This is a genomic window from Entomomonas moraniae (assembly GCF_003991975.1).
GTDB classification, from domain to species: domain Bacteria; phylum Pseudomonadota; class Gammaproteobacteria; order Pseudomonadales; family Pseudomonadaceae; genus Entomomonas; species Entomomonas moraniae.
Map to the genome: position 1 here is coordinate 2,665,077 of NZ_CP029822.1, position 12,874 is coordinate 2,677,950.

General features: G+C 30.7%; 12 protein-coding genes. 8 read left to right on the forward strand and 4 right to left on the reverse strand.

Annotated features, from left to right (window positions below):
• Both dnaN and dnaA read right to left on the reverse strand, forming a co-directional pair.
• Positions 1-1,110: a DNA polymerase III subunit beta gene (gene dnaN / locus DM558_RS12345; protein ID WP_127164280.1), complete on the reverse strand. Its 1,110-nt coding sequence runs from the start codon at positions 1,108-1,110 to the stop codon at positions 1-3.
• A 119-nt stretch (positions 1,111-1,229) separates the two neighbouring features.
• Positions 1,230-2,618, reverse strand: coding sequence for a chromosomal replication initiator protein DnaA (gene dnaA, locus DM558_RS12350; RefSeq protein ID WP_127164281.1), 1,389 nt, complete (start codon positions 2,616-2,618; stop codon positions 1,230-1,232).
• Between the two features lie 456 nt (positions 2,619-3,074).
• Between dnaA and rpmH the strand changes: the two genes are divergently transcribed.
• The 8 genes from rpmH to DM558_RS12390 all read left to right on the forward strand — a co-directional run bounded on the left by rpmH (position 3,075) and on the right by DM558_RS12390 (position 10,005).
• Positions 3,075-3,209 carry a 50S ribosomal protein L34 gene (rpmH, locus tag DM558_RS12355; RefSeq protein ID WP_109704256.1) on the forward strand — a complete coding sequence of 45 codons (135 nt, stop codon included), beginning with the start codon at positions 3,075-3,077 and terminating at the stop codon, positions 3,207-3,209.
• Positions 3,210-3,217: 8 nt separating this feature from the next.
• Positions 3,218-3,565, forward strand: a complete 348-nt coding sequence (gene rnpA / locus DM558_RS12360) for a ribonuclease P protein component (RefSeq protein WP_109704255.1) — start codon at positions 3,218-3,220, stop codon at positions 3,563-3,565.
• A 27-nt stretch (positions 3,566-3,592) separates the two neighbouring features.
• Positions 3,593-3,838 carry a membrane protein insertion efficiency factor YidD gene (yidD, locus tag DM558_RS12365; protein ID WP_109704254.1) on the forward strand — a complete coding sequence of 82 codons (246 nt, stop codon included), beginning with the start codon at positions 3,593-3,595 and terminating at the stop codon, positions 3,836-3,838.
• Between the two features lie 2 nt (positions 3,839-3,840).
• On the forward strand, positions 3,841-5,616 hold the full coding sequence (gene yidC / locus DM558_RS12370) for a membrane protein insertase YidC (protein WP_127164282.1): 1,776 nt from the start codon (positions 3,841-3,843) through the stop codon (positions 5,614-5,616).
• A 102-nt stretch (positions 5,617-5,718) separates the two neighbouring features.
• Complete coding sequence (locus DM558_RS12375) at positions 5,719-6,339, forward strand: LysE family translocator (RefSeq protein ID WP_127164283.1); 621 nt, start codon at positions 5,719-5,721, stop codon at positions 6,337-6,339.
• 26 nt (positions 6,340-6,365) lie between these two features.
• Complete coding sequence (gene mnmE / locus DM558_RS12380; RefSeq protein ID WP_127164284.1) at positions 6,366-7,736, forward strand: tRNA uridine-5-carboxymethylaminomethyl(34) synthesis GTPase MnmE; 1,371 nt, start codon at positions 6,366-6,368, stop codon at positions 7,734-7,736.
• Positions 7,737-7,769: 33 nt separating this feature from the next.
• Entirely contained in the window at positions 7,770-9,425 is a 1,656-nt protein-coding gene (locus tag DM558_RS12385; protein ID WP_127164285.1) for a phosphoethanolamine transferase, read from the forward strand.
• Positions 9,391-10,005: a hypothetical protein gene (locus DM558_RS12390; protein ID WP_127164286.1), complete on the forward strand. Its 615-nt coding sequence runs from the start codon at positions 9,391-9,393 to the stop codon at positions 10,003-10,005. Before DM558_RS12385 ends, DM558_RS12390 begins: the two co-directional genes overlap by 35 nt.
• Here the strand turns inward: DM558_RS12390 and DM558_RS12395 are convergent.
• Together DM558_RS12395 and DM558_RS12400 are read right to left on the reverse strand one after the other, a co-directional pair.
• Entirely contained in the window at positions 10,002-10,724 is a 723-nt protein-coding gene (locus tag DM558_RS12395; protein ID WP_164731460.1) for a DUF3142 domain-containing protein, read from the reverse strand. The two genes, DM558_RS12390 and DM558_RS12395, sit on opposite strands and share 4 nt — an antisense overlap.
• The gene (locus DM558_RS12400) at positions 10,694-12,871 is read right to left on the reverse strand and encodes a tetratricopeptide repeat protein (protein ID WP_127164288.1); all 2,178 of its coding nucleotides are present in this window, start codon (positions 12,869-12,871) and stop codon (positions 10,694-10,696) included. The genes DM558_RS12395 and DM558_RS12400 overlap by 31 nt, the downstream gene beginning before the upstream one ends.
• Positions 12,872-12,874: the final 3 nt, after the last annotated feature.

The window sequence follows — 12,874 nt, forward strand, 5'->3', positions numbered from 1 at the left end:
TTATAAGCGCATAGGCATAACAACATAAGAAGAATCACCATTGTCTTCTTCTTGTATTAATGCACTGCTATTAGAATCTGCTAAAAATATACGTACTTTTTCTGTCGTTATTACATTAAGTACATCTAATAAGTAACTAACATTAAAGCCAATTTCTAGTGAAGCGCCTGTGTATTCAACAGCAACCTCTTCTTCTGCTTCTTCTTGTTCAGGGTTATTAGCTTGTATTTTTAGTAATTCATTTTCTAAATTTAAACGAATTCCACGGTATTTTTCATTGGATAAAATAGCAGCGCGACTAAATGAATTTTTTAATGCTTGACGATCAGCAATGATGATTTTATCACTGCCTTTAGGTAACACTCTTTCATAATCAGGAAACTTACCATCAATGAGTTTTGAGGTAAACGTAAAATCACCCGCTGTGGCACGAATATGATGTTCGCCTAAAACAATTGTCACATTAGCTTCCTGATCAGTTAATAATTTAACTAATTCTAAAATAGCTTTACGAGGTAAAATAATTTGTTGCTTTTCTGAAATTGCATCATTTAATTCTAAAGAAACAGAACAAACAGCCATTCGATGACCATCTGTCGTTACTGTTCTTAAATAATTATTACTTAATTCTAACAGCATCCCATTTAGATAATAACGTACATCTTGCTGAGCCATAGCAAAACTAGTATGTTCAATAATTCTACGTAATTTACTTTGTTCAACTTCAAATTTTAATGAAGTAGGCCCATCATCTACAGTTGGAAAGTCATTCGTTGGTAATGTTGATAATGTAAAACGTGATCTACCTGCTTTAATCAAAAGTTTTTGTTCATCTAACTTTATATCGATTAAAGACTCTGCAGGTAAACTCCTACAAATGTCCATTAATTTTTTAGCAGGTACGGTAATTTCACCTTCTTCTTTTACATTTTCTAAAGAAACCTTACCAATAAGCTCAACCTCTAAATCCGTTCCTAATAGAGATAATTGATTATTTTCTACTGTTAATAAAACATTAGAAAGTATAGGTAGTGTATGACGGCGTTCAATTACACCTGTTACTAATTGTAGAGGTGTTAATAACTGTTCACGTTTAATACTAAAGTGCATATGCATAATCCTATTGATATCTACTTAAAACTTCCTGCTAACCTATACTTTCCATAAAACAAATTTAACTTGCTAATTTTGCCTTTTATTAACCATTCACGCAAGCCATATCATTCTAATTACGTGGTTAATGTTCTAAGTAAATTTTTGTAATCTTCTAATATATCAACATCTGTCTTTTTTAATTCTTCAATTTTTCGACAGGCATGTAATACTGTGGTATGGTCTTTACCCCCAAATGTATTTCCTATTTCAGGTAAACTATGATTAGTTAACTCTTTAGCTAATGCCATAGCCACTTGCCTTGGTCTTGCCACTGATCTTGAACGTCGTTTAGATAATAAATCAGATATTTTTATTTTATAATATTCTGCAACTGTACGTTGAATATTATCAATACTAATCAGTTTATCTTGTAAAGCAAACAGATCCTTTAATGCTTCCTTTATTAGCTCAATAGTAATAGGCTTTCCTGTAAATTGAGCATGTGCCATGACTCTTTTTAAAGACCCTTCTAGCTCTCTAACATTTGATCTAATTCGCTGAGCAATAAAAAAAGCGTCTTGTTGATTTAATAAAATTTTAGCCTGCTCTGCCTTCTTCATTAAAATGGCAACCCTAGTTTCTAACTCAGGTGGTTCAATAGCAACTGTTAATCCCCAACCAAAACGAGATTTTAAACGTTCTTCCAAACCATCAATTTCTTTTGGATAACGATCACTGGTTAGAATAATACGCTGTCCCCCTTCTAAAAGGGCATTAAATGTATGAAAGAACTCTTCTTGAGAACGTTCTTTATTAGCAAAAAATTGAATATCATCAATTAATAAAGCATCAACAGAGCGATAAAACTTTTTAAATTCATTAATTGCATTCATTTGTAATGCTTTAACCATATCAGCAACAAATCGCTCTGAATGCAAATATATAATTTTTGCTTCTGGATTTTTTGATAACATATAATTGCCAACAGCATGCATCAAATGTGTTTTTCCTAAGCCTACACCACCATACAAAAATAAGGGATTATAGCCATGTTTCATATTATCAGCTACTTGCCAAGCAGCAGCTCTGGCCATTTGATTAGATTTGCCTTCAACAAAGTTATCAAAAGTGAAACTTTTATTTAAATAATTTGAATAACGTAATTTTGTAAGTTCTTCAGGTTCTTCAACTTTTAATGTAGTTTCAGCAACTTTATTATCAACAGCAATTTTTTCTTTATTATTATCTGGGCTTGATTTAACCTTATTTATAATAGCTTTACTACCTATTACCAAGGTTAATAGTGGAGGTGTATCTGTGGACCTCTCAGCAATTAATTGCTGTAATCGATCAAAGTACTTTTCATTTACCCAATCTAATACGAATCGATTAGGTGCATAAATAATCAACTCACTTTCATTATTAACATCAACTTGTAGAGGCCTAATCCAAGTATTAAATTGTTGACTTGGTAATTCATCACCTAAAATATTTATACACTGTTGCCAAAGTTCTAATAACACAACACATCCTAAATATATTTAACATATATTATTGATTTTATGAAAATTACCTTTCAATAAATTATAACATAAATATTGATAATACAATCTGTGGATAAATAACTTTAAAACAACTAAATAACCCTGTAAATAAAATACTGAATAACTAGACTGTGAATAAAACAACTTTTTATACACAATAAAATGACATCAATTCCACAAATTAAAAAGAACTTATTAACTGCTTTATAAATTTGTAGAAGCTTTACAATATAGACACATATAGAGGTTATCCACAGAAATACGTTAGTTATATAATAATAACAAAATTAATCTTTTAAAATATATAAATTAATTAATACTACTATTTAATAAAAATATAAAAATTATTTATTAATTGACCTTCTTAACAGCTTCACATAAAATTGGGGGCTATTTTTTAAAAATTAATCTTTTTATTAATTCAAGGTAATAAATATGAAACGTACTTTCCAACCTAGTAATTTAAAACGTGTTCGTGTACACGGTTTCCGTGCTCGTATGGCTACAAAAAATGGTCGTCAAGTTCTTTCACGTCGTCGCGCTAAGGGTCGTAAACGTTTAGCTGTTTAATTATTATTGTGGTAGGTTTAGATTTTTCAAAACAAAAGCGTTTACTTGAAGCACATCAATTTAAGCGTGTTTTTGACTTGCCAGATAAAAAATTATCAACCAGTTATGTATTGTTATTAGCTTGTAAAAATGATTTTAATCATTCACGTTTAGGTCTAGTTATAGGCAAAAAAAACGTAAAATTAGCAGTACAGCGAAATCGACTAAAAAGACAAATACGAGAATTATTTCGTCTTAACCAACATCTAATTTCTAATTATGATGTTGTTGTTATAGCTCGTAGAGGGTTTGACGAAGTTCCAAATGATGAATTGCAAAAACAATTTATGAAATTTTGGAAAAAATTTTGTTTATGAATCCTCTTAATAAATATGGCAACTAGTATGCGAAAAATAGCATTACTGATGATAAAGTTTTACCAATATGCTATTAGTCCTTTAATGGCAAATCATTGCCGTTTTTATCCTAGTTGCTCAAGCTATACTTACGAAGCAATAGAACAATATGGTTTTTTTCGAGGTATCTATTTAGGTATACGTCGTTTGCTTCGTTGCCATCCTTGGAATCCGGGTGGATACGACCCAGTTCCTCCTAAAACTATTTCTAAACATTCATCGAAGATTAAATAACCATGGATATTCAACGTCCTCTTATATTAGTTGCATTAGCCATTGTAGGCTATTTAATGTTATTACAATGGAATGATGATTATCATAAAGTTCCTGAAGAGACAGAACAAGTTGCTACAGTTCAGCAACAACAAAATGAAAATACTTTAGATCAAGGTATTCATCAACCTGCTCCAGATATTGGACAAAATACTAATGATAACCATGTATCCACCGCTAATCAGCCTACAACAACTCAAGTTAATGATGAAAAATTAATTAGTGTAGAAACTGATGTATTAAAAGTAAAAATAAATCCAAAAGGCGGAAATATTGTTCAGTTAGATTTAATACAATATCCAAAAACATTAAATTCGAAAGTACCTTTTAGATTATTTAGTGATTCTGGTAATGTCATTTATTCAGCGGATACACGGGTATTTTCTACAACAGAAGCTAATGACATTCCGCTTTATAAAAGTGTACAAACTAATTACCAATTAGCCAATAATGAAAATGAGTTAAAAGTTAACTTAACTTATAGCAATAATGGTATAAGTTATTTAAAAACTTATACATTTATGCGTGGAATGGATAAAGCTTGTGCTGATAAGAAAAAAGATAGGGTTTCTTGTGTTAATCCAAAATCTTATGAAGTAAAAGTAGATTATCAAATTATTAATAACAGTGATAAAGAGTGGAAAGGTTATTTTTTAGCCTCTTTAACACGTAATAATGCTGCTGACCCTTCTTCAACTACTGCTACGAGTATGACAACCTTTTTAGGTATGGCTTATTGGACACCAGATAAGCCTTATACTAGAGTATCAACAAAAAATGTTGATAGCATCATGAATGAAGCTAATCAGAAAAAAGCAGAAGAAAATCTTAATTATCTACCAATACCCTCTGCTACAGTTCAAGGTGGTTGGATTGCATGGTTACAACATTATTTCGTAACAGCATGGATTGGTGAAAAAGGCCAAAACCATATTGTTAAAACTTATAAAAATCAACAAGGTAATTATATTATTAGCTTTACAACACCACTAATGACAGCAAAAGTGGGTGGTGAAGTAAAAGAAGATTTCACACTTTATGCAGGACCAAAATTACAAGATAGTCTAAAAGAACTATCGCCTGGTTTAGATTTAACTATTGACTACGGTATTCTTAGTGTCATTGGAAAGCCAATTTTCTGGTTACTACAAATTATTCATTCATTTGTTGGTAATTGGGGATGGTCAATTATTATATTGACGATTATTATTAAACTGATCTTTTTCCCTCTTTCTGCCACAAGTTATAAATCAATGGCAAGAATGCGTGCAGCTTCACCGAAAATGCAAGCAATAAAAGAGCGTTATGGTGATGACAGAGCAAAAATGTCAGAAGCCATGATGAAACTTTATAAAGAAGAAAAGCTCAATCCTTTAAGTGGCTGTTTACCTATTATTATTCAAATGCCAGTATTTATCGCTTTATACTGGGTATTATTAGAAAGTGTTGAAATACGTCAAGCCCCTTGGTTAGGTTGGATTCATGATTTATCAGTGAGTGATCCATACTTGATATTACCTATTATTATGGGTGCTACAATGTTCTTGCAACAGCGTTTAAATCCAACACCTCCAGATCCTATACAAGCAAAAGTATTTAAAATTATGCCAATAATGTTTACTTTCTTCTTTATATGGTTCCCTGCTGGTTTGGTTCTTTATTGGATCGTTAACAACATCTTATCAATACTGCAACAATGGGTTATTACTCGACAAATTGAAGCAGGAAAGAAAAAGTAAAATAAGTAAAAAACGCCTCATAAGAGGCGTTTTTTATAATGGTTAAACTAGGAAATTTTATTTAAAATTTTAACTGAAAAAACTATCCAGTGGACAAATAATGTGACTTTATCCATTTTATTTATTTATGCTATAGCAAGTTTTTCTGTCATTATTATTCCAGGTCCAACAATGTTATTAGCATTAACCAATGGGACTACTCGTAATAAAAAAATAGTGATGGCAGGTATTCTTGGCGCTGTAATGGCTGATCTAGTCTTAATGACGATAGTATTTTTAGGTTTGGGAACACTTTTAATGGCATCTGAGATGCTATTTAATTTAGTTAAATGGTTAGGTGTTGGTTATTTAATTTTTTTATCAATACAGCTTTGGTTATCTAATAATCAGCTAAAAAAAATAACAGTAGTGGCTGATAAACAAGTGAAAAAAGCGTTTTCTAGAGCTTTGTTTGTAGCTATTTTTAATCCTAAAGCATTATTATTTTATTCAGCTTTTTTTCCACAATTTATTAATATATCAGTTCCACAAGTACCACAATACATGGTTTTAGCAATTATAACAGTTATTATTAATATGGTTATTATGACTTGCTATGCTTTGGGTGGATTTCATGCAGCAAGATTATTAGCTAATAATGGATTGAAGCGAATGAATCAAGCTTGTGCGCTGATCATGTTAAGTTTAGCTATATTTTTAGCACTTTATCGCAAAAGTAACTAAATTAAAAATTAGGAACTATTAAATAAATGATATATAAAAAAGATACTATTGTAGCCATAGCTACTGCACAAGGTAGAGGAAGTGTAGGTATTATTAGAATATCAGGCTCATTAGCTAAGGAAATAGGTCTAAAATTATCTAAAAAGGCAGACTTAACGCCTAGATATGCTCACTACGGTCCTTGGTATAACAAACAAGATCAAGTAATAGATCAAGGTATTTTACTTTACTTTGCAGCGCCTAATTCATTTACGGGTGAAGATGTATTAGAGTTACAAGGTCATGGTGGCCCTATTGTTTTAGATTTATTGTTAGAAGCTTGTTTAGAAATGGGAGCAAGGCAAGCAAATCCTGGTGAATTTAGTGAACGTGCATTTTTAAATGATAAATTAGATTTGGCTCAAGCAGAAGCTATTGCAGATTTAATTGATGCCAGTTCAAAACAAGCGGCACAAAATGCAATTAAATCTTTGCAAGGAGAGTTTTCCAATAAAATTAATTTCTTAACAGAAAGCCTTATAGCTTTGCGTATCTATGTTGAAGCAGCTATTGATTTCCCAGAAGAGGAAATTGATTTTCTTTCAGATGGGCATGTATTAAACAAAACGGAACAATTATTACAACAGCTAAAAAAAATAGAAAAAGAAGCTTCACTAGGTACATTGTTACGTGATGGTATGAATGTTGTCATAGCAGGTTTACCTAATGCGGGGAAATCAAGCCTGTTAAATGCATTAGCAGGCCATGAGGCTGCCATTGTAACGGATATTGAAGGAACAACCAGAGATATTCTTAAAGAACATATTCAAATAGATGGTATGCCACTGCATGTTATTGATACAGCGGGATTAAGAGATACTCATGATCCTGTAGAAAAAATAGGTGTAGAGCGAGCGTTAACTGCTATTAACGGAGCAGATCAAATATTACTAGTGGTTGACTCAACAAAGCCAGAAGTTAATGATCCACTAAGTATTTGGCCAAAATTTCTGAATGCAAAGCCGTCCATGGAAAAAGTAACTGTTATTTGCAATAAGGCAGATTTAAGTGGTAAACAAATTACTTTAAATACTAATCAAGACGGTCATACAACAATCTATTTAAGTGCAAAAGTAAATAATGGAATAGATTTGCTAAGAAATCATCTAAAATCTTGCATGGGTTATCAACAAACCACAGAAAGTAGTTTTAGTGCAAGACGTAGACACTTACAAGCTTTACAAGAGGCTAAAACAGCGATTGAGCATGGTTATAAACAACTGACAGAGCAAGGAGCAGGTGAATTACTTGCCGAAGATTTAAGGCAAGCACAACAGCATTTAGGAAATATAACTGGCGAATTTACTTCAGATGATTTATTAGGAAAAATATTTTCTAGTTTTTGTATAGGTAAATAATAAAGTGAATGGCTTCACTTTTTAGGATGGATTATGTCATTTTTAATAAATAAAAAATTGTGGTTAAAGATTAATGCTATAAAGTGGAATCTATTAACATTTATAGCATTAATATTCACAATAAATTATATGGGGAGTAAAGATACTCTAAGTATTATTTCTAACTATTTAGTTATTTTTTTATTTATTTTTACTATTGCTCGATTATTTATTATTAATTTTATTTTAGCATTTATCATCAGTGTACTCATCTCACTAGAATTGACATTTTTTGTTGTTACAGGCGAAAGAGTTAGTGTAACAGTATTAAGCGCTAGTATTGATACAGATTTGTCTATTGCATCAGGGACGAGTCAACCTTTTTTAATAAAATCTATTCCTTTCCTATTAGCTTTTAGCTTTCTATTTATAATGTCTCTAGTAGAAATAAGAAAGCTTAATTATAAGAAATATTTTACATTATTATTTTGTGTAGCCTTAATCACTATTACTAGTATTTATTACAAATTAGAGGTATATAAGGCTTATTTAGTTGAGTGGGGTGGTTATACAGAGAATGATTATGGTAGTAAAAAATTATATTTTCAGAAGTTATTTTATCATCAATATTATCCTGCTTTATTAGGTGATGCTTTTTATATAGGTTCTGAGTTTTATGAACTTTGGCAGGCTAAAAAATTAATGAATCATGAGGCTCTACCAGAAGGTGTTGTGTTTAATAAAGTAAAAAACTCACCACTAAAAGTGATTATTATTATAGGAGAGAGCTCTACTAATAGTCATTATTCACTCTATGGTTATCCTTATAAAACAACACCCAGACTTGAACAATATTATGCTAATAAAGAAATTATAAAATTAGATAATATAATTTCAGGAGCAGCACTAACTAGGGATTCATTAAGATTTATACTATCTTATGCAGTACCTTTAGATAATAGTCGTTTTTTCAAATATAAAAATACCATGGACATGGCGAGAGCAGCAGGTTATAAAACTGTTTGGATTTCGAGTACTTATGAGAGTGGGCCTTATACAGGGTATGTTGCTTCTATAGAACAAAGCAGTGATAGGTATTTCAATAATAGAAACAATGATATTCTAAAAGATAAAGATGATTTATCAATACCCAAAGTTTTAGCAAATGAATATAAAAAAGGTGAAAAACAATTTTTTATTCTTCATATGCTTGGTAGTCATATTCCTTATAGCATACGTTCTGATGAAAAAGATAAGCATTTAGTTACTACTAAAGAAGCGACAGACTATGATAGATCCATTCATCATACAGATCGTATGTTGGATAAAGTAATAAAGCTTGTTAAAGAACAAAATGAAAATACAATAGTTTATTATTTTCCTGATCATGGTGACCTTGTTAACAGAGGTCATGGTTTAGTTTTTGGTGATGTTATAGAACAATACAATATTCCTATTATTATTTTTCAAAATAAAAACAAGCTGGATATGGAAAAATTAATTGATAAATATAGAACTAAAGAAGGTCTATTTAACACAATTAATAACCATTATGTAATACCTGAGATATTAGGTTTTGATATTAGTTCTGAGGTAGTTAAAGAAGCCAAAGAGGACGGACAATATATCTATCACCCTAATGGAGAAGTTTATAAGTATATAGAGGTACTTGAAAATGGATTTAATAAGAGCCGAACATATAGTCAATGATCAGTTAATTGAAAAGAAAGAGTTTATTCCAGCAGGCTATCTTTATAAAAAAATAACCAAGAAACCTGAAGATTTAAATATTGATAATGCTGTTGAATATATTTTTTCAGCATTCAGTTGCATGTCTGCCTTTTTTCAAGATTATACAAATTATTGGCAACATAATGCCTATTGTATATTTAATAAACCTTCTATCATGCAAGAAATTGCGAAAAATGAAGGGATAGATCTATCATCATGTTGGTTATTTTATTATGAAGTCTATGAATTATCGTTTGATGATAGTAATAATACATGGATCCCACTAGTGCTAGATAATAATGATTATCTTCAAGCTCCAGATGTTGTTATTCCAGCGCATAAAATATTAAAAGGTTTTGATGTTGTTATTTTTTCAATGGGATATCTACCTCCAGAATGTTCGCCCCTTTCATGTAATGAACTAGCTGCAACGATTAAGGTTAATAAATATTGTTTATTTGATACCTTTAATGAAGCAAAAGCAGCATTAGATAATGGATTATTTAACGATGCAGAGCCTGGATCTTATAGAATTTTAGCTACTTATCAAATAGATTAAAGTTTATTTTGTAAAAAAACGACATAGCCTTTGAAATAAGGATTTTTTTCTAAAGAAAGCAAAGGTTGCCAATCGCCATACTGGATAATACCTATTTTAAAAGGGAGTTTGATTGCTTCTAGTTTCTTTAAATAGACTTGATAATCTTGAATCGTTTCTTTTCCTTGATAGGTTTGGAAAATAATTTCATCAACTGTGTTGGAAAGTTGATTAATAATAATGGGATCACTGTTACTCCCCCAGTCTAATAAACCAGTAATACTGAGTTGATAGTTTTTGGGTAACCATGTTCGAATCTTTTCTAAAAAGGTAATGTAATCAGACAACTTTTGGGTGGGCACATCAAAATCAATTTGTATGCCTTTAATTGGAATATTATTAACCTGCCAATGTTTCAATTCTCTATTGATAGCGGTAAATATAGATTGATCCCAATTTAGGGTATGAGCCCTATAAACTAACCAAATGTGTTGATTAAAATGGGGTGTAATAAAGTTTCTTTGATTTATTAAATGGATATTATTATTGTAATTAGTAACTATTTGTCCTTTGAGTAGGTAAATGGTAGAGGCTTTCTCTAATACAGGCTGTGCTTTAACTCCACTCCATAGCCAAAATTCGTTGTAGTGAGTGACATCTAATTGAGCAAAACAATGAGTGTTTATTAATAAGTAGCCGATAAAAAGAGTTACCAATAGATGGGTTGTTGTTTTGCCCATGTTGTTTTTGCATATTTTGTGTGCAGTTGTTGAAACCATTCTCTTCTTTTAGCCTGTGGTATTATCTGTTTATCACATCGATTATAGCCAGACCCTGAAAAGCAACGGATAGCCTTGTAGAGTGCATATGCTTTATCTTCTTCTGAAGCATTTTTATCATCAATAACGAATTGGTAACCTTTCAGAGGGGAATAAAGGTATTGTCCAAATGTTGTTGGATTATTACTACCTAATTCTCCAATATCCTTCGGTGAGGGAAGCATATAACGGGTGTAGGGTAATTTATAAAACTGACTAAATTCACCTAAACAATTAAGTGATCTGGCTTCTTTAGGGTTTAACTTTAGTATATTGGCCAAAATGATGGGTGATGGGCAAGAATAGTCTGGATGACTAGGAATAGATTCTGAAAATAAGGTTAAATAAGCTTTTCCATAAAGTGAAATGTTTTCTAGTGGTGTCGTGTCTAATTGATTATTTGTTAGTAAGGCGGTGTCTTCTAAGAAATCATCATAATGTTGTGATAACAAATCTTTATAAAGAATCAAATAAATAATAGAAGACTTTTCAGTGCTACTTAATGCATTATTTAATAATAATTGCTTAAGTTGTTCTCTACTTGCACTTTTCCTCAATAAAATATAACGTAATTGTGCTGTTTTAATAGGAGAGTTTGTATTAAAAGCAGCGATTATTCGGTTGGTTTTTTCATAGTTTAAAGCAAGCCCTAATTCAACCAACGATAATTGATAAGGAGAGCTTACAGTACTATTTAAGTGCTCCCATAAATTTTCAGCTGCTAGCCATTGTCCTGTATTTTCTAAAGCTAGAGCACGCAATACTTGGAGACTGAATAGAGTAGAATCATTAAGATCATGTCTGTCTTCTAGTTGGTTAGATAATAGTAAAACTTTATCAGGGTTGGGTTCGTTATAAGTAAAGTAAGTGGCTTGTAAAAAAGTAAAAAGCTTAGGATATTTTTTGAAGAATTTCTCTTGGCTATCTAAATCTTCTTTACTAAGTTGATTTGACCTCATTTTAAGTAAATCATAAACAGCCAGTAATTTAGGTGTTTTAGATAAAGAATAAGATAGTTTAAATTGGTTATTAAAGAAAATTTTATTATCAATTTCTAGTATTAAGTCAGCATAGCTATTTGATGGGTTGTTTTTACTTAATAAAGTTTCATAACTCTTAGCCAATGCAAATTGGTTACTATTTAACCAGTAAATTCTTCGTAATAAAGCATAGGCTGAATAGGTATATTTACCTGTTGGGTATTTTTTTAAATAGTGATTAAATGCATAGTAACTTTGAGTCATTATTTTTTTATTAATTTTTTTAAAATCTATTTCATACCAATGATTAAAAGCACCGTTTTGGCCTTTATTTAATAAAGTTCTTGCTATCATGTAAAGTGACGCTTCTTTAACCCATGGCTGAGATGCAGTACTGGCGTCAGTAAAATACTTGAGTGCTTTATCATAGTCCTTTTTGTAAAAATGACTGATACCTTGTAGATAGTTAACAAAATATTGTGCTGTAAAGCTTTTGCTGTTATTGATGAAAGAACTTATATCGGCTGTTGGGTTATCAAATAAGAGATAACGAGCAGAAAAGAGATCTTTACGCTCTTGCTCATTTAGCCCATAAGTTTTAGAAATTTGCTCAATAAAAGGTAATGCAGGAGAAGATAAAAAATCATTATTATCTAATAGAGAGTCATTCTTCATGACATCCAAGATAAGATGTTTTGTTTTTTCATCTATTTGTTTTTTTATTTTATTGATTTTTAATTGCTTAGCATATTCTACTTCATCAAGATAAGCATCATAGATAGTAAATTCAAAGGGTATTTGAGCAATATTTTTGCGAATATCGTTTGGTAAATAAGGTGCTTTATTTTGAGGAGATGAAAGTGATCTAAAAATGGCTTTTTGTGTGTTAACATTATCTATTAATAGCGTTAAATTAGTACGGCTATCATTGAAGGGGCTTAAAAAAGGTAAATTACTGCAAATATCATTCTTAGTATTGGTTAATGACAAAGAAAAATTACAGTAATTAATATCGTTACTTGCATTAGCAAATAATATAAAAAAGTTATTAAATATAAAGCTATAAAATAATAACTTTAATAATTTCATAAA